The sequence below is a fragment of the Pseudomonas sp. GW456-12-10-14-LB2 genome (assembly GCF_002884345.1).
In the GTDB taxonomy this organism is placed as follows: Bacteria; Pseudomonadota; Gammaproteobacteria; order Pseudomonadales; family Pseudomonadaceae; genus Aquipseudomonas; species Aquipseudomonas paraglycinae.
Map to the genome: position 1 here is coordinate 56,021 of NZ_POHV01000024.1, position 18,015 is coordinate 74,035.

Below are 18,015 nucleotides of genomic sequence, written 5' to 3' on the forward strand. Positions count from 1 at the left end.
CGGCTTGTTTTTTGCCCGCCAAGACCTTCAGTGGATAGGGTGTTATGTCCGGAAAAGCGCAACAGCAGTCTCGTATTATTGAGTTGATCAAACTGGGTCGTGAGCAGAAGTATCTGACTTACGCCGAGGTCAACGACCACCTGCCCGAGGATATTTCAGATCCGGAGCAGGTGGAAGACATCATCCGCATGATTAACGACATGGGGATCCCCGTACACGAGAGTGCTCCGGATGCGGACGCCCTTATGCTGGCCGACGCCGATACCGACGAGGCCGCTGCGGAAGAAGCAGCCGCTGCGTTGGCGGCGGTGGAGACCGATATCGGTCGCACCACTGACCCGGTGCGCATGTACATGCGTGAAATGGGTACGGTCGAGCTTCTGACTCGTGAAGGCGAAATCGAAATCGCCAAGCGTATCGAAGAAGGCATCCGTGAAGTGATGAGCGCCATCGCGCACTTCCCTGGCACGGTTGACCATATTCTCTCCGAGTACACTCGCGTCACCACCGAAGGTGGTCGCCTGTCCGACGTTCTGAGCGGTTACATCGACCCGGATGACGGCATTGCGCCGCCTGCCGCCGAAGTACCACCGCCGATCGACGCGAAAGCGGCGAAAGCGGATGACGACTCCGAGGACGATGACGCCGAAGCTTCCGATGACGAAGAAGAAGCCGAAAGCGGTCCGGATCCGGTCATTGCCGCACAGCGCTTCGGTGCTGTCGCCGACCAGATGGAAATCACCCGCAAGGCTCTGAAAAAGCACGGTCGTCACAACAAGGCGGCAATTGCCGAACTGTTGGCTCTGGCTGAGCTGTTCATGCCGATCAAACTGGTGCCGAAGCAATTCGAAGCACTGGTCGAGCGTGTTCGCAGTGCCCTGGATCGTCTGCGTCAGCAAGAGCGCGCGATCATGCAACTGTGCGTACGTGATGCACGTATGCCACGCGCCGATTTCCTGCGTCAGTTCCCGGGCAACGAAGTCGACGAAAGCTGGTCCGACGCCTTGGCCAAAGGCAAGAGCAAGTACGCCGAAGCCATTGCCCGCGTGCAACCGGACATCATCCGTTGCCAGCAGAAGCTGACCGCGCTGGAAACCGAGACCGGCCTGACCATCGCCGAGATCAAGGACATCAACCGTCGCATGTCGATCGGTGAGGCGAAAGCCCGCCGCGCGAAGAAAGAGATGGTTGAAGCGAACTTGCGTCTGGTGATCTCCATCGCCAAGAAGTACACCAACCGTGGCCTGCAATTCCTCGATCTGATCCAGGAAGGCAACATCGGTCTGATGAAAGCGGTGGACAAGTTCGAATACCGTCGTGGTTACAAGTTCTCGACTTATGCCACCTGGTGGATCCGTCAGGCGATCACTCGCTCGATCGCCGACCAGGCCCGCACCATCCGTATTCCGGTGCACATGATCGAGACGATCAACAAGCTCAACCGCATTTCCCGCCAGATGTTGCAGGAAATGGGTCGCGAACCGACCCCGGAAGAGCTGGGTGAACGCATGGAAATGCCTGAGGACAAGATCCGCAAGGTATTGAAGATCGCCAAAGAGCCGATCTCCATGGAAACCCCGATCGGTGATGACGAAGACTCCCATCTGGGTGACTTCATCGAAGACTCGACCATGCAGTCGCCAATCGATGTCGCCACTGTTGAGAGCCTGAAAGAAGCGACCCGCGAAGTGCTGTCCGGCCTTACTGCCCGTGAAGCCAAGGTACTGCGCATGCGTTTCGGTATCGACATGAACACCGACCATACGCTCGAAGAAGTCGGCAAACAGTTTGACGTGACCCGTGAGCGGATCCGTCAGATCGAAGCCAAGGCGCTGCGCAAGCTGCGCCACCCGACGCGAAGCGAGCATCTGCGCTCCTTCCTCGACGAGTGATACCAGAACCCCCGGCCCAGGCCGGGGGTTTTGTTTTTAGGGCAGATTAAATACCTCGCACCGCCCTCCCCCCGCGCACAGCCCGTCTACACTCGAAACATTCCCCCGAGCCATAACGAGACCGTTATGCCCAGACTGGCGTCCGTGCTTTTTTTGCTGTCACTGATGATCTGGACCGCAACGGCTGACGCGCTGACTCTGACCGATGAAGAACGTCGCTGGCTGGCGGCTCACCCGGACTTGCGCCTGGGTGTGGATGCGTCGTGGCCGCCCTTCGAGTTCCGCGACGACCAGAACCGCTATCAGGGTCTGGCAGCGGACTATATCGATGTGATTCGCCAGCGCCTGGCGATCAAACTCACCCCCATCGAGCCGGTGAGCTGGACCGTGGTGCTCGAACAGGCGAAAAACGGCACGATCGACCTGCTGCCGGGCATCATGTCCACCCCGGAACGCCAGAGTTACCTGTCATTCACCCGCCCTTATCTCGACTTTCCGATCGTCATCCTCGCCCACGTCGGCGGCCCGCAGCCGCGCAAGCTCGAGGATCTTTACGGCCTGAAGATCGCCGTAGTCGAAAACTACGCACCCCACGAACTGTTGCGCACACATCACCCCGACCTGAACCTGGTGGCGATGCCCAACGTCAGCTCCGCATTGCAGGCCCTGGCTACCGATGAAGTCGACGCGGTGGTCGGCGATCTGGCCTCCAGTGTCTGGAGCCTGCGCCAGCTCAAACTGGATGGTTTGTATGTCAGCGGCGAAACCCCTTATCGCTACCAGCTGGCGATGGGCGTCCCCCGGGACAACAAAATGCTGGTGGGGATTCTCGACAAGGTGCTGGCCGACATGTCCCCGGAGGAAATCAGCAGCATTCAGGAGCACTGGGTCGGCAACGTCCTCGATCACCGGACATTCTGGTCGGATCTGCTGGTTTACGGTTTACCGGGGCTATCGCTTCTGGTCATCGTCCTGGCAGTGGTGATCCGCATCAACCGGCGCCTGAGCTCGGAAATCGCCCGACGCATCGACCTTGAACAGGAACTGCGCAGCAGCGAATACCACTATCGCGGGCTGGTGGAGAGTCTCTCAGCCATCGCCTGGGAAGCGCGGATCAGCGATTTCACCTACAGCTATGTTTCGCCCCACGCCGAGGATCTGCTCGGCTATCCGCTGTCCCATTGGCTGATTCCAGGCTTTTGGCGCAACATCATTCACCCTGCCGATCTGACTCGTGCCCAAAGCTTCTGCGATCACGAAGTGCTGGCCGGGCGCGATCACAGTCTCGATTACCGCGTCATCACCGCAGACGGCCGTTGCTTGTGGGTACGCGACATCGTCAGCCTGATCGAACACGGCCACGAACCGGTGATGCGCGGCCTGATGATCGACATCAGCGAAACCAAACGCACCGAAGAGGCGTTGCGCCTGTCGGAACAGAAATTCGCTTCGGTATTCCAGCAATGCCCGGACATTCTGGTGATCGCCCGGCTATCCGACGGCTGCTTGCTGGAGGTCAACGAAGCTTTTGAAGAACAGATCGGGCTCAAGGCCGAAGAAGTGATTGGCCAGACCGCCACCGAACTCAACATCTGGGGCATTCCAGGGGTTGGCCCGGGCCTGCTTCAGCGCCTGCAAGCAGGCAGCATTCGCAACCTGGAGATGCCCTTTCGTCGCAACAATGGCCAGGTGTTTACCGGGCTGATTTCCGCCGAGCCCTTCGAGCTCGACACCACACCGGCGCTGGTCGTGGTGGTGCGCGACATTACCCAGCTCAAGGAAACCCAACAGCAACTGCAAACCTCCGAAGAGAAGTTCGCCAAGGCCTTCCACGCCTCGCCGGACGGTCTGCTTCTGTCGCGCCAGAGCGATGGCCTGCTGCTGGAGGTCAACGAAGGTTTCAGTCGTATCACCGGTTTCAACAGCGCGATGTCGGTGGATCGCTCGGCGCTGGACCTGGGAATCTGGGTCAACCTCAACGAACGCAAGCAAATGCTCGACCTGCTGCACCGCGACGGGTTCGTTCGTGACTTCAGCTGCCACATCCGCCGCAGCGACGGGCAGATCCGCCTCTGCGAAGTGTCCAGCCGTCCGCTGCCGATCGGCGACGAAGATTGCATGCTGACCATCGCCCGGGACATCACCGAACGCCACCTGATGCAGGAAAAACTGCAACAGGCTGCGACCGTGTTCGAGAGTACTGCCGAAGGCGTGCTGATCACCGACACCCAGCAACACATCAGCGCCGTGAACCGGGCGTTCACCGAAATCACCGGTTACAGCGAAAGCGAAGCACTGGGGCACACTCCGCGCCTGCTGGCGTCCGGCCTGCACGACAGCGCGTTTTACGCGGCGATGTGGCATCAATTGACTGACGAAGGCCATTGGCAGGGCGAAATCTCCAACCGGCGCAAAAATGGCGAGCTGTACCCGAGCTGGCTGACCATCAGCGCCGTGCGCAACCGCGACAAGTTCATCACTCACTTCGTAGCGGTGTTCGCCGATATCTCCAGCCTCAAGCACGCCCAGGCCAAGCTCGACTATCAGGCGCATCACGACCCGCTCACCGGCCTGCCAAACCGCACGCTGTTCGAAAGTCGCCTGCTGATGGCACTCAACAGTCAGCAGGAAAACGGCGGTCAGGGCGCAGTGCTGTTCCTCGACCTCGACCGTTTCAAGCACATCAACGACAGCCTCGGTCACCCGGTCGGCGATTTGCTGCTCAAGGGCATCGCCGTGCGCCTCAAGGAGCAACTGCGCGATATCGACACCGTCGCGCGGCTGGGTGGCGACGAATTCATCATTCTGCTGCCTGGCCTGCAGCAGCCCGGCGATGCAGACAACATCGCCACCAAACTGCTGAACTGCTTTGGCGCACCGTTCCAGGCTGGCGAGCATGAGTTCTTCATCAGCGCCAGCATCGGCACCAGCCTTTACCCGCGCGACGGCTGCGATGTCGCGACCCTGATCAAGAACGCAGACGCGGCGATGTACCGCTCCAAGGCCAAGGGCCGCAACCGGGTCGAAAGCTACACCCGCGATCTCACCGCCCAGGCCAGCGAACGCGTAGCACTGGAACACGAACTTCGCCGGGCCATTGAGCGCGAAGAGTTGTACCTCTATTACCAACCGAAAATCAGCCTCGACGATCACAGCCTGGTCGGCGCCGAAGCCTTGATCCGCTGGCGCCACCCGAACTTCGGCGATGTGCCGCCGGAGCACTTCATCCCGCTGGCGGAAGAGAACGGGATGATTCTGCAAATCGGCGACTGGGTGCTGGAAACCGCCTGCCGGCAGATGTTCGAGTGGGGCCAGATCTACGAATCCCTCGGCCCTCTCTCGGTGAACCTCGCCGGCGCGCAACTGCGCCAACCGAACCTGCTGGGACGCATCGAGCAACTGCTCAAAGACAACCGCCTGCGGCCGGAATTACTGCAACTGGAAATTACCGAAAACTTCATCATGAGCCAGGCTGAAGAAGCGCTGGCGGTGCTGCATCAGCTCAAACACCTGGGCGTGCAACTGGCCATCGACGACTTCGGCACCGGTTATTCCTCGCTGAGTTACCTCAAGCGCCTGCCTCTGGACATCCTCAAGATCGACCAGTCTTTCGTTCGCGGACTGCCCGACGACCCGCACGACGCGGCGATAGTCCGCGCCATCATCGCCCTGGGCCGCAGCATGCAATTTACCGTGATCGCCGAAGGCGTGGAAACCCAGGCCCAGCAACAATTCCTCGCCGCCGAAGGCTGTGAACAGATCCAGGGCTACATCGTCAGCCTGCCGCTGCCACCAGAAGAGTTTGCCGCGACGTTTCTTCGCATAGCCGTATCAGATTTTTCGGATAGCACAGCCGAGAAACCGTCGCTATAATCCGCGGCCTACTGAGGGCCTATAGCTCAGTTGGTTAGAGCAGAGGACTCATAATCCTTTGGTCCACGGTTCAAGTCCGTGTGGGCCCACCAAACATGAAAAAGCCGCGCTTATGTGCGGCTTTTTCGTTTCTGTCTTTCCCGCCACGAGGCCGTCGTCCCATCTCCCTTCAAAGCGTGCGACTTCTGAAAGCGTAAACAGGGCTTGCCTCATGCCCGTCTAAATCGACAACTAACCATTTCGTTACACCATATGTCCTGGCACCCAAAGCCGAGGCTCATCTGATGATTCGAAAAAGGAATTTTTATGGTTGATGTCACTCGCCGTTCGCTGATGGGAATCGCCGCAGCACTTCCCCTGCTCGCGCAGTCATCCTGGGGGCAGGCGCAACGTCAGGATGCACCGGCACCAGTACCCGGCGATGAGGTACTGATCAATTTCAACGAGAGCCCCTGGGGACCGGCGCTCGCCGCCCGACAGGCGATGCAGGAAGGCATTGCACTGTGCGGGCGTTATCCCTACAAGATCCAGTACCGACTCAACGCTCTGTTTGCCCGCCAACAAGGCATACCGGAGGAATATGTTCAGACTTTCTGCGGCTCCAAACTGGCCTTGCAGCATGCGGTTCACGCCTTCACTCGACAGGGTAGCCTGGTCGTTGCGTCGCCCTCTTATGAAGACCCTGTCGAGGCGGCTCGCGGCAGACAGGTCGCGGTCCACGAGATAGCACTGAATCCTGATCATGCCCATGATCTTCCACACATGCTGGCGGCCGATCCGCAGGCGGGACTGATCTACGTCTGCAATCCGAATAATCCGACCGGTACTGTGACGCCACACGCAGATATCCTGCTCGCGCTGGCGAACAAGCCAAAAGGAACGATTCTGTTGGTGGACGAGGCCTATATCGACTTCTCGAATGCGCCGACCTGCATTCCGCTGGTCAAGGATCATCCCGAACTGATGGTGCTGCGAACTTTCTCGAAAATCTATGGCATGGCAGGCGCCCGTCTGGGTATCGCGATAGCCAACCCCGCCCTGCTGGAGCAACTGGAGGTGTTCGGCAATTACAACGTGCCGGCGGCCCCTTCGCTGTTGGGCGGCATAGCCAGTCTCGAGGACACGCAGTTGCTGCCACAGCGCAAGCACACCAACACGAGGCTGCGTGACGAGACAATCACCTGGCTGACCGCTCGCGGTTTTCGCTGCACGGTGTCGCAGGCCAACTGCTTCATGGTCGACGTGAAACGTTCTGCCAGGGAGGTGGTGCAGGCGTTGGCCGATCGCCGGGTCAAGGTGGGCCGGGTATGGAAAGAGTGGCCGACGTGGATTCGGGTCAGCGTTGGTACGGAAGACGACATGCGACGGTTTCGTGAGGCATTTGCCAGCGTCTGATATCAAGACAATCCCTATGGAAAACCGCGCGAGTATCGCCCACAAGCTTACCGCCGGCCGAGCCTGTAACATGCGCAACCAAAGATCCGCGCCCATGGAGACGCCCCTTGTCCGACATCCGCCCACCCGTGCTTGATGAAATTGACCGACAGTTGATCGCGGCCCTGCAAATCAACGCCCGCGAGAGCGTGGCGATGCTGGCCCGGCAATTGGGGATCGCCCGCACGACCGTGACTTCGCGACTCGCGCGGCTGGAAAAGGCCAAGGTCATCACCGGCTATGGCGTGCGTCTGGGCCAGCGTGTGGTGGATGGCGGATTGCAGGCTTACGTCGGGATCAAGGTGCAGCCACGCTCCGGCAAAGAGGTGTTGCGCCGGTTGAGCGCGATGGCTCAGGTGCAGCAATTGTGCGCTGTTAGTGGTGAATTCGATTATGTGGCGTGGCTGCGGACCGATTCGCCGGAGCAGCTCGATCAGCTTCTGGATCAGATCGGCAGCGTAGACGGTGTAGAGAAGACCACAACCTCGATCATCCTCAGCAGCAAGATCGATCGCGGGCATCCAGTTTGACCTCCGGACTCGTCATATTGCAGCGCTAACACTCAAAACGACGACATATTGCGTCTTATTAACGTGTTCTACGCTCCCTAGAATGGCTGGCATCTTTTCCTATACTCAGACGCGCATCCAGCGTCGGGTCGCCAGCAAGGTCAGCCATGAACAAGAACAATCGCCATCCTGCAGACGGTAAGAAACCGATCACCATTTTCGGTCCGGACTTTCCATTCGCCTTCGACGACTGGATCGAACACCCGGCCGGCCTGGGTAGCATTCCCGAGCACAACCACGGCGCCGAAGTGGCGATTGTCGGTGCCGGCATCGCAGGTCTTGTGGCCGCTTACGAGTTGATGAAGCTCGGCCTGAAGCCGGTGGTTTATGAGGCCTCGAAGCTTGGCGGTCGCCTGCGCTCCCAAGCGTTCAACGGCACTGACGGCATCGTCGCCGAGCTCGGCGGCATGCGCTTCCCGGTGTCGTCCACCGCGTTCTATCACTACGTCGACAAGCTCGGCCTCGAAACCAAGCCCTTCCCCAACCCGCTGACGCCGGCCTCCGGCAGCACCGTGATCGACCTGGAAGGCAAAACCCATTACGCACAGAGCCTGAAGGATCTTCCTGCACTGTTCCAGGAAGTGGCTGACGCCTGGGCCGACGCTCTGGAGGCCGGTTCGCAGTTCTCCGATATCCAGCAAGCGATTCGCGACCGTGACGTGCCACGCCTCAAGGATCTGTGGAACACTCTGGTTCCGCTGTGGGACGACCGCACCTTCTACGACTTCGTCGCCACGTCGAAAGCCTTCGCCAAACTGTCGTTCCATCACCGTGAAGTGTTCGGCCAGGTCGGTTTCGGTACCGGCGGCTGGGACTCGGACTTCCCCAACTCGATGCTGGAAATCTTCCGTGTGGTGATGACCAACTGCGATGATCACCAGCACCTGGTGGTCGGCGGTGTGGAACAAGTACCGCAAGGCATCTGGCGTCATGCGCCGGAGCGCTGCGTACACTGGCCGGCAGGCACCAGCCTGAAATCGCTGCACCACGGTGCACCGCGCTCCGGGGTAAAGAAAATCGCCCACGCGCCTGACGGACGTTTCGCGGTCACCGACAACAATGGCGACACCCGCGAATACGCCGCCGTACTGACCACCTGCCAGAGCTGGCTGCTGACCACCCAGATCGAATGCGACGAAAGCCTGTTTTCGCAAAAGATGTGGATGGCCCTGGACCGCACGCGCTACATGCAATCGTCGAAGACCTTCGTGATGGTCGACCGCCCGTTCTGGAAGGACAAGGACCCGGAAACCGGCCGCGACCTGATGAGCATGACCCTCACCGATCGCCTGACACGTGGTACTTACCTGTTCGACAACGGCGACGACAAACCCGGTGTGATCTGCCTGTCGTACTCGTGGATGAGCGATGCGCTGAAGATGCTCCCGCACCCGGTGGAAAAACGCGTGAAACTGGCGCTGGATGCGTTGAAGAAGATCTACCCGAAAGTCGACATCGCCGCGCGGATCATCGGCGATCCGATCACCGTGTCGTGGGAAGCCGACCCGCACTTCCTCGGTGCGTTCAAGGGCGCCCTGCCCGGCCACTATCGCTACAACCAGCGCATGTACGCGCACTTCATGCAGGACGACATGCCGCCGGAGCAGCGCGGCATTTTCATCGCCGGCGACGACGTATCGTGGACGCCGGCCTGGGTGGAAGGCGCGGTGCAGACGTCGCTTAACGCGGTGTGGGGAATCATGAAGCACTTCGGCGGGTCCACACATAAAGAGAACCCTGGCCCGGGTGATGTGTTCAACGACATCGGCCCGATCGCCCTGCCCGAATAAGAGGAATCCCTGATGCGTGTAGCCCTTTACCAATGTCCACCGCTGCCACTGGAACCCGCCGCTAACCTTCAGCGCCTGCATCAACTGGCGATGGAAGCCAAAGGCGCCGACCTGCTGGTGGTGCCGGAGATGTTCCTGACCGGCTACAACATCGGCAAGGAGGCGGTCGCGACATTGGCCGAGGTCTACAACGGTGAGTGGGCCCAGCAAGTCGGACGGATCGCCAAGGCTGCGGGCCTGGCGATTCTTTATGGCTACCCGGAGCGCACCGCCGAAGGACAGATCTACAACGCTGTGCAGTTGATCGATTCGAGCGGCGAGCGCCTGTGCAATTACCGCAAGACGCATCTTTTCGGCGATCTGGATCGTTCGATGTTCAGTCCCGGCGATGGTGAGTTCCCCATCGTCGAGCTCAACGGCTGGAAGCTGGGTTTCCTGATCTGCTACGACCTGGAGTTTCCGGAGAACGCCCGGCGCCTGGCTCTTGAAGGTGCTGAGCTGATTCTGGTGCCGACGGCGAACATGATTCCTTTTGATTTCATTGCCGATGTTTCCGTGCGCTCCCGCGCCTTCGAAAACCAGTGCTACGTGGCTTACGCCAACTACTGCGGCCACGAAGGCGACATTCATTACTGCGGGCAAAGCAGCATTGCCGCGCCGGATGGCAGCCGCATCGCCCAGGCCGGACTGGACGAAGCCTTGATCGTCGGTGAGCTGGATCGTCAGTTGATGGTCGACTCGCGCAACGCCAACCGCTACTTCAACGACCGCCGCCCCGAACTTTACGACGCGCTCAACAAGCGCTAATCCGCTAGCATTGGCACTTCACTGTTCTGGAAGTGCCCATGCCTGCGTCGACTCACCCCCGCCCCCACACCGAAACCCTGGCCAACGGCTTGCGCGTGACCCTGCGCCACACGCCCGGTCTGAAGCGCAGCGCCGCCGCGTTGCGGGTGGCTGCCGCCAGTCATGACGTGCCGTTGGCGTGGCCGGGGCTGGCGCATTTTCTTGAGCATTTGCTGTTTCTCGGCACCGAGCGTTTTCCTGCACAGCAAGGGCTGATGGCCTACGTGCAAGGTCACGGCGGTCAGGTGAATGCCAGCACCCGCGAGCGCACCACCGATTTCTTCTTTGAGTTGCCGCCAACGTCCTTCAGAGGTGGACTGGAGCGTCTGTCGGACATGCTCGCTCATCCGCGTATGAATCCGGACGATCAGTTGCGGGAACGGGAAGTGCTGCAGGCGGAGTTTGTTGCGTGGTCGCAGGATGCTGCGGCTCAGCAGAAAGAGGCGCTGTTTGAGGGATTGTCGGCAGCACATCCTCTGCGCGGCTTTCATGCCGGAAACCGCGACAGCCTGCCGGTTGAACAAGCGGATTTTCAGCAGGCGTTGAAAGACTTCCATCAGCAGTTTTACCGCACCGGGCAGATGACTCTGAGTCTGGTCGGGCCGCAAAGTGTTGAAGACCTGAGAACGCTGGCAGAACAGTTTGCCGCCGCGCTGACAGCTGGGGATAAAACTTCACAGGCAGCCCCCGTTCGCTTGATGGACACTCCACAGAAAAGTTATCAACAGGTCGGCGAGCGGCACGGCAATCTGCTGTTTGCGTTAGAGGATTTGCCGGAGTCGTCGGCCGAGGCACTGGCGTTTTTATGTCACTGGTTGAACAGCGCCAAACCCGGTGGGCTGCTCGCTCAATTGCAGCAGCAGGGATTCGCGGAAGACTTACAGGCCTGTGTGCCTTATCAATTTGCTGGGCAGGCTTTTCTACATCTTCAGTTCACTGGGGCATCCGGGTCACTCGACGCCATCCGCGCACAGTTTCTCGACTGGTTGAGCTTCTTCGCAGCGCAGCAGGACTGGCCGACACTACGCGAGGAATATTCGGCACAGCTTCAACGTCAGCAGCAGGTCAGCGGTGCGTTGCAACTGGCGCGACTCGACAGCGAACAACTCGAAAGCGGCCTCTGCGAATCGGCCGTTGCAGCGCTCAACGTGATTCTCGGCAAAATCGGCACTGTGGATAACTTCAGCAGTCACTGGCATCTGCCCGCTGCCAATCCGTTCCTGCGCGCAGCCGAACCGCTGGCCAACGCCGGCCTGATCCGCGGCCAAACCAGCGCCCACCGTGGGCTGCGCACGTTCGCTCAGGATCGCTCGCGCAGCCGACGCGAACGTTCGCCGATGCAATTCAGCCAGGCGCTGTCGGATAACGGTGACGAAGGTGCGGTGTATGTTCGCTGGCAGACGGAAGCAGCGGCCACGGCCGAGCTGCAAGCGAAACTGCAACGCAGTCTGCGGGAGATTTCTGACGACGCGCGTCAGGCCGGGGTCGAGTTGTCCTTCAGCGCCTCAGCTGATCAGTGGCTGCTGAAACTCACTGGCCTGCAGGACACGCTGCCCGTTGTCCTGGAGCACGCACTGAAATCTCTGACACAAGTGGGCGCCGATGCCGCAAAAGGCGAGCCGCAACCTGCGCTGATACCGATCCGCCAACTGCTCAAAGTACTGCCGGAAAAATGCCTGCCAGCGGTAGGCAAATCCGATGACGCCGCCCACCTGTGGACAACTTCCCGCTGGGACGGCCTGGCTTTGAGGCTAAACCAACAAACCCAGTCAGCCATGGGCCTGGCCCTGAGTCGCATCCCCGGCATCCCGGACAATCAAATTCCCGCACCGTCGGCAATCAACGCCGGATACCGGTGGAGTCAGATCGACAGCGCGTCCAGCGAACACGCCTTGCTGCTGTTCTGCCCGACCGCCAGCCACGAAATCGCCGACGAAGCCGCGTGGCGCCTGCTCGCGCATCTGTGCCAGACACCGTTCTACCAACGCCTGCGCGTCGAACTGCAACTGGGTTATGCGGTGTTCAGCGGGCTGCGTCAGCTCCACGGCCAGACCGGATTGCTGTTCGGTGTGCAATCGCCCACGGCCACCGCCGCGCAATTGCTCGGTCACATTCAGCAGTTTCTCGATAGCCTGCCAGCCCTTGTCGAACGACTCGATGACGCGAGCCTCGCCCGGCAACGCCAGACGCTTGTCGATCAGTTCGATGACAGCGTCCTGTCCGGCAAAGATGCGGCCGAACTCCTGTGGCAGGCCCGCCTCGCCGGCCACTCGTCGGATTATCTGGCCCATCTGCGCAGCGCTATCGCCCAACTGGATCGCCCGGCATTGCTGGCCGCCGCACAACGTCTGATCCGCGCCGAGGGCGGCTGGCACGGCCTCTCCAACGCCGCTTCGCCGGACGCGCCATGGCAAGCGGCAAAATGATCATTACCGGGGCTGCAAGGAGCTTTCTCAAAGATTCACGGGCCAACCCCCTGAAATTTTGAGTAACATAGCCACCTAACTATTTGGAACATCCCTGCGCTGCCGTGGACTATACCTATGGATAGCGCTATCCCACCCACCTGAAAAAGGAGTCACCCGATGGCTTGGACCAAACCTGCTTACACCGACCTGCGCATCGGCTTCGAAGTCACCATGTACTTCGCCAGCCGCTGAGTCCTGCCTCAAGCAGAACACTGCAGTGCAACGCCTCGGCTCGCCGGGGCGTTTTATTTTCAGCGTTGAAATGATGGAGCGTTCATGTTCGTCCAGATTCTGGGTTCGGCCGCCGGTGGCGGTTTTCCGCAGTGGAACTGCAACTGCGTCAATTGCGCCGGTTTTCGCGACGGCAGCCTGAATGCCCAGGCCCGTACCCAATCGTCCATCGCGATTTCCGATGACGGCGTGAACTGGGTGCTGTGCAACGCCTCGCCGGACATCCGCGCGCAGCTTCAGAGCTTCGCCCCGATGCAGCCGGGCCGTGCCCTGCGTGACACCGGCATCAGCGCGATCATCCTGATGGACAGCCAGATCGACCACACCACCGGCCTGCTCAGCCTGCGCGAAGGCTGCCCGCATCAGGTCTGGTGCACGGACATGGTCCACGAAGACCTGAGCACCGGTTTCCCGCTGTTCACCATGCTCAAGCACTGGAACGGCGGGCTGGACTGGAACCGCATCGAACTTGACCAGAGCTTCACCGTCGCCGCCTGCCCGAACCTGCGCTTCACCCCGCTGCCGTTGCGCAGCGCGGCACCGCCCTACTCGCCGCACCGCTTCGACCCGCACCCAGGCGACAACATCGGCCTGATCGTCGAAGACCTCAGCACCGGCGGCAAGCTGTTCTATGCCCCAGGCCTGGGCAAGGTCGACGCGCCGCTGCTGGAAATCATGTCCGGCAGCGACTGCGTGCTGGTAGACGGGACGATGTGGGACGACGATGAAATGCAGCGCCGTGGCGTCGGCACCCGCACCGGCCGCGAGATGGGCCACCTGGCCCAGAACGGCCCCGGCGGCATGCTCGAAGTGCTGGAACAGCTTCCCGAGCAACGCAAGGTGCTTATCCACATCAACAACACCAACCCGATTCTCGACGAAGACTCGCCGGAACGCGCGGAACTGGTTCGGCGCAATGTTGAAGTGGCGTATGACGGCATGAGCATCGTCCTGTAACGAATGGCCCGGAGAACCGCAATGACCGACACCCCGCTGTCCCCCGCCGAATTCGAAGCGGCCCTGCGCGCCAAGGGCGCCTATTACCACATTCATCACCCGTATCACGTGGCGATGTATGAAGGCCGGGCCACCCGCGAGCAGATCCAGGGCTGGGTCGCCAACCGCTTCTACTATCAGGTGAATATCCCCCTGAAAGACGCAGCGATCCTCGCCAACTGCCCGGATCGCGAGATCCGCCGCGAGTGGATTCAGCGCCTGCTCGACCACGACGGCGCGCCCGGTGAAGACGGCGGCATCGAAGCCTGGCTGCGCCTCGGCCAGGCCGTCGGTCTCGATCCGGATCAATTGCGTTCCCAGGAGCTGGTGCTGCCCGGCGTGCGCTTCGCCGTCGACGCCTACGTCAACTTCGCCCGTCGTGCCAGTTGGCAGGAAGCCGCCAGCAGCTCGCTGACCGAACTGTTCGCACCGCAGATCCACCAGTCGCGGCTCGACAGCTGGCCGCAGCATTACCCGTGGATCGACCCGGCCGGCTACGAATATTTCCGCACCCGTCTCGGTCAGGCCCGGCGCGATGTCGAGCATGGTCTGGCCATCACGCTGGAGCACTACAAGACCCGCGAAGGTCAGGAACGCATGCTGGAAATTCTCCAGTTCAAACTGGACATTCTTTGGAGCATGCTCGATGCCATGAGCATGGCCTACGAACTGAACCGCCCGCCGTATCACAGCGTCACCGATCAACGGGTCTGGCATAAAGGAATCGCCTTATGAGTTTCGACCGCAGCAAGACCCCGACCTGGCGTCCCGGCTACCGTTTCCAGTACGAACCGGCACAGAAAGGCCACGTGCTGCTGTACCCGGAAGGCATGATCAAACTCAATGAAAGTGCCGCATTGATCGGCGGCCTGATCGACGGTGAGCGGGATGTCGCGGCGATCATTGCCGAACTCGACAGACAGTTCCCCGGCGTGCCCGAGCTCGGTGACGACATCGAGCAATTCATGGAGGTTGCCCGTGCGCAGCACTGGATCACCCTTGACTGATCTGCCGCCCAAGCCTGAGGTCGGCCTGCCGCTGTGGCTGCTCGCCGAGCTGACTTACCGCTGCCCGCTGCAATGCCCGTATTGCTCCAATCCGCTGGATTTCGCCGAGCAGGGCAAAGAGCTGAGCACCGAGCAATGGATCAAGGTATTTCGCGAAGCGCGGGAGATGGGCGCGGCGCAACTGGGCTTCTCCGGCGGCGAACCGCTGGTGCGCCAGGACCTCGCCGAGTTGATCCGTGAAGCGCGTCAGTTGGGTTTCTACACCAACCTGATCACCTCCGGCATCGGCCTGACCGAACAGAAGATCAGCGACTTCAAAAAGGCCGGGCTCGATCACATCCAGATCAGTTTCCAGGCCAGCGACGAGCAAGTGAACAACCTGCTGGCCGGCTCGAAAAAAGCCTTCGCGCAGAAACTGGAAATGGCCCGCGCCGTGAAGGCCCACGGCTATCCGATGGTGCTGAACTTCGTCACCCATCGGCACAACATCGACAAGATCGACCGCATCATCGAGCTGTGCATCGCGCTGGAGGCCGACTTCGTCGAACTCGCCACCTGCCAGTTCTACGGCTGGGCACAGCTCAATCGTGTCGGCCTGTTGCCAACCAAAGAGCAACTGGTTCGCGCCGAACGCATCACCAACGAATACCGCGCCAAACTGGAAGCCGAAGGGCATCCGTGCAAGCTGATTTTCGTCACCCCGGACTATTACGAAGAGCGCCCGAAAGCCTGCATGAATGGCTGGGGCAGTCTGTTTCTGACGGTCACGCCGGACGGCACCGCCCTGCCCTGTCATGGCGCCCGACAGCTGCCGGTACAATTTCCCAATGTGCGCGACCACAGCATGCAGCACATCTGGTACGACTCGTTCGGCTTCAACCGCTTCCGCGGCTATGACTGGATGCCCGAGCCGTGCCGCTCCTGTGACGAAAAGGAACAGGATTTCGGCGGCTGCCGCTGCCAGGCCTTCATGCTCACCGGCGATGCGAGCAATGCCGATCCGGTGTGCAGCAAGTCCGAACATCACGGTGTGATCCTCAAGGCCCGCGAAGAAGCTGAGCACGCCACCCAGACCATTGAACAACTGGCCTTTCGCAATGAACGAAACTCGCGCCTCATCGCCAAAGGCTGAGCCTTTCAGCGCCACCGCCGCGGTTGCTGCCGGCGTGGATTTTGCCGAGCTGCAACTTGGCACCCATGGTTTGTTCTGGAATGAATATCGCCCGACAGACGCCGCGTGCCGGATCTGGCACTGGCGCGATGGTGTGGCGAAATGTCTGACGCCTACGGGTTTCAGCGTGCGCAGCCGGGTGTACGAATATGGCGGTGGGGCGTTTTGCCTGACGCCTGACGGGGTGGTTTTCGTCAACGAGGCGGACCAGCAGTTGTACCGACAGACGTTGGACGGCGAGCCCGTGGCATTGACCTCCGGAGATTGCCGATATGGTGATCTGCACTTTGCCAACGGGCAGGTGCTGGCCGTTGAAGAGAACGGTGATCGGCATCGGCTGGTGGCTATCGATCTGGCGAATGGCGACCGCCATAGGCTGTTTGAAGGCGCGGATTTTTATGCATCGCCGATCATCAGCCCGGACAGCCAGCGCTTGGCGTGGATCGAGTGGAGCCGTCCGCATCAGCCGTGGACATCCACACGACTGATGCTCGCCGAGCGCTCGGATAACGGGTTTTCCGTCCCACGCTGTGTGGCGGGTGAAGCCCTTGAAGAGTCGATCCAGCAACCGCGTTTCGATGCCAATGGCCGACTGGGCTGTCTGACCGATCGTGATGGTTATTGGCAACCGTGGGTCGAGTCGGCAAACGGCTTGCAACCGTTAGCCAGCGCCGAAGCCGATCACGCGCCAGCCCCATGGCAACTTGGCGGCTGCACCTGGCTGCCCGCCGGCGAAAGCTTTCTGGCGAGCTGGAGCGAAGGCGGTTTCGGTCGTCTGGCGCTCAACGGCGAAGACTTCACCGGTGATTACAGCCGCTTCCGTCATCTGGCTGTCGATGATCAATTTGTTTACTGCATTGCCGCCTCACCGGTCAGCCCTTCAGCGGTGATCGCCATTGATCGCGAATCGCGTGAAGTGAATGTCCTGGCCGGCGGTGTCGCACCGCTGCCCGCCGAGCGCATCAGCCGCCCGCAAACCCTGCGCTACCCAAGCGGTGCGGGTGAAGCACACGGCTTCTTTTACCCGGCCACGAATGGTGATGTGAAGCCGCCGCTGGTGGTGTTCATCCACGGTGGCCCGACGTCAGCTTGCTACCCAATGCTGGATCCGCGAATCCAGTACTGGACGCAACGCGGCTTTGCCGTCGCCGATCTCAATTATCGTGGTAGCAGCGGTTATGGCCGGGAGTATCGGCAAGCGCTGCATCTGAGTTGGGGCGCAGTGGATGTCGAGGATGCCTGCGCAGTGGTGGCCTATCTGGCCGAACGCGACATGATCGACGGTGATCGTGCATTCATCCGTGGCGGCAGCGCCGGTGGTTACACGACGCTTTGTGCATTGGCGTTCCATCAGGTATTCCGCGCCGGCGCCAGTCTGTACGGCGTCAGCGACCCGGTAGCCCTCGCCCGCGCGACACACAAGTTCGAAGGCGATTACCTGGACTGGCTGATCGGCGATCCCGAGAAAGATGCCGAACGCTACACCGCCCGCACGCCGTTGCTGCACGCAGGCAACATTCGCGTACCGGTAATCTTCTTCCAAGGTGAACTGGACGCCGTGGTCGTGCCGCAACAGACCCGCGACATGGTCGCGGCCCTGGAGCAAAACGGCATTGAGGTCGAAGCGCATTACTACGCCGATGAACGTCACGGCTTCCGCCGGGCCGCCAACCAAGCCCATGCGCTGGAGCAGGAATGGCGGTTTTACCGGCGGGTGATGGGTTTGACGGACTGACCC

Annotated in this window: 13 protein-coding genes and 1 tRNA gene; all 14 read left to right on the top strand. The window is 60.7% G+C overall.

What is annotated here, in order from left to right; all coding sequences use genetic code 11:
- Positions 1-44: 44 nt before the first annotated feature.
- The 14 genes from rpoD (at position 45) to C1X29_RS17850 (ending at position 18,012) form a co-directional block, all read left to right on the top strand.
- Positions 45-1,892, top strand: a complete 1,848-nt coding sequence (rpoD, locus tag C1X29_RS17785; protein WP_102685691.1) for an RNA polymerase sigma factor RpoD — start codon at positions 45-47, stop codon at positions 1,890-1,892.
- Positions 1,893-2,018: 126 nt separating this feature from the next.
- Positions 2,019-5,765 carry a bifunctional diguanylate cyclase/phosphodiesterase gene (locus tag C1X29_RS17790; protein WP_085746597.1) on the top strand — a complete coding sequence of 1,249 codons (3,747 nt, stop codon included), beginning with the start codon at positions 2,019-2,021 and terminating at the stop codon, positions 5,763-5,765.
- 15 nt (positions 5,766-5,780) lie between these two features.
- A tRNA-Ile gene (locus C1X29_RS17795) sits at positions 5,781-5,857 on the top strand.
- Between the two features lie 214 nt (positions 5,858-6,071).
- Complete coding sequence (locus C1X29_RS17800; RefSeq protein WP_085746598.1) at positions 6,072-7,160, top strand: pyridoxal phosphate-dependent aminotransferase; 1,089 nt, start codon at positions 6,072-6,074, stop codon at positions 7,158-7,160.
- A gap of 107 nt (positions 7,161-7,267) precedes the next feature.
- The gene (locus C1X29_RS17805) at positions 7,268-7,729 is read left to right on the top strand and encodes an Lrp/AsnC family transcriptional regulator (protein ID WP_064599860.1); all 462 of its coding nucleotides are present in this window, start codon (positions 7,268-7,270) and stop codon (positions 7,727-7,729) included.
- A gap of 146 nt (positions 7,730-7,875) precedes the next feature.
- Positions 7,876-9,558: an NAD(P)/FAD-dependent oxidoreductase gene (locus C1X29_RS17810; RefSeq protein ID WP_102718004.1), complete on the top strand. Its 1,683-nt coding sequence runs from the start codon at positions 7,876-7,878 to the stop codon at positions 9,556-9,558.
- A gap of 12 nt (positions 9,559-9,570) precedes the next feature.
- Positions 9,571-10,365, top strand: a complete 795-nt coding sequence (locus C1X29_RS17815; protein WP_102718005.1) for a carbon-nitrogen hydrolase family protein — start codon at positions 9,571-9,573, stop codon at positions 10,363-10,365.
- A gap of 38 nt (positions 10,366-10,403) precedes the next feature.
- On the top strand, positions 10,404-12,830 hold the full coding sequence (pqqF, locus tag C1X29_RS17820; RefSeq protein WP_102718006.1) for a pyrroloquinoline quinone biosynthesis protein PqqF: 2,427 nt from the start codon (positions 10,404-10,406) through the stop codon (positions 12,828-12,830).
- Positions 12,831-12,989: 159 nt separating this feature from the next.
- Positions 12,990-13,064, top strand: a complete 75-nt coding sequence (gene pqqA / locus C1X29_RS17825) for a pyrroloquinoline quinone precursor peptide PqqA (protein WP_003444522.1) — start codon at positions 12,990-12,992, stop codon at positions 13,062-13,064.
- 84 nt (positions 13,065-13,148) lie between these two features.
- Positions 13,149-14,060: a pyrroloquinoline quinone biosynthesis protein PqqB gene (pqqB, locus tag C1X29_RS17830; RefSeq protein WP_102685695.1), complete on the top strand. Its 912-nt coding sequence runs from the start codon at positions 13,149-13,151 to the stop codon at positions 14,058-14,060.
- A 21-nt stretch (positions 14,061-14,081) separates the two neighbouring features.
- Positions 14,082-14,834, top strand: a complete 753-nt coding sequence (pqqC, locus tag C1X29_RS17835; protein ID WP_011336228.1) for a pyrroloquinoline-quinone synthase PqqC — start codon at positions 14,082-14,084, stop codon at positions 14,832-14,834.
- Entirely contained in the window at positions 14,831-15,106 is a 276-nt protein-coding gene (gene pqqD, locus C1X29_RS17840) for a pyrroloquinoline quinone biosynthesis peptide chaperone PqqD (protein ID WP_064380313.1), read from the top strand. Before pqqC ends, pqqD begins: the two co-directional genes overlap by 4 nt.
- Positions 15,078-16,238 carry a pyrroloquinoline quinone biosynthesis protein PqqE gene (gene pqqE / locus C1X29_RS17845; RefSeq protein ID WP_064380312.1) on the top strand — a complete coding sequence of 387 codons (1,161 nt, stop codon included), beginning with the start codon at positions 15,078-15,080 and terminating at the stop codon, positions 16,236-16,238. Before pqqD ends, pqqE begins: the two co-directional genes overlap by 29 nt.
- Positions 16,204-18,012 carry a S9 family peptidase gene (locus C1X29_RS17850; RefSeq protein ID WP_102718007.1) on the top strand — a complete coding sequence of 603 codons (1,809 nt, stop codon included), beginning with the start codon at positions 16,204-16,206 and terminating at the stop codon, positions 18,010-18,012. Before pqqE ends, C1X29_RS17850 begins: the two co-directional genes overlap by 35 nt.
- Positions 18,013-18,015 lie beyond the last annotated feature (3 nt).

Excerpts from the sequence above, each read along its gene's own strand:
- rpoD (WP_102685691.1), top strand. The coding sequence starts at position 45 with ATGTCCGGAAAAGCGCAACAGCAGTCTCGTATTATTGAGTTGATCAAA.
- C1X29_RS17790 (WP_085746597.1), top strand. The coding sequence starts at position 2,019 with ATGCCCAGACTGGCGTCCGTGCTTTTTTTGCTGTCACTGATGATCTGG.
- C1X29_RS17800 (WP_085746598.1), top strand. The coding sequence starts at position 6,072 with ATGGTTGATGTCACTCGCCGTTCGCTGATGGGAATCGCCGCAGCACTT.
- C1X29_RS17810 (WP_102718004.1), top strand. The coding sequence starts at position 7,876 with ATGAACAAGAACAATCGCCATCCTGCAGACGGTAAGAAACCGATCACC.
- C1X29_RS17815 (WP_102718005.1), top strand. The coding sequence starts at position 9,571 with ATGCGTGTAGCCCTTTACCAATGTCCACCGCTGCCACTGGAACCCGCC.
- pqqF (WP_102718006.1), top strand. The coding sequence starts at position 10,404 with ATGCCTGCGTCGACTCACCCCCGCCCCCACACCGAAACCCTGGCCAAC.
- pqqB (WP_102685695.1), top strand. The coding sequence starts at position 13,149 with ATGTTCGTCCAGATTCTGGGTTCGGCCGCCGGTGGCGGTTTTCCGCAG.
- pqqC (WP_011336228.1), top strand. The coding sequence starts at position 14,082 with ATGACCGACACCCCGCTGTCCCCCGCCGAATTCGAAGCGGCCCTGCGC.
- pqqD (WP_064380313.1), top strand. The coding sequence starts at position 14,831 with ATGAGTTTCGACCGCAGCAAGACCCCGACCTGGCGTCCCGGCTACCGT.
- C1X29_RS17850 (WP_102718007.1), top strand. The coding sequence starts at position 16,204 with ATGAACGAAACTCGCGCCTCATCGCCAAAGGCTGAGCCTTTCAGCGCC.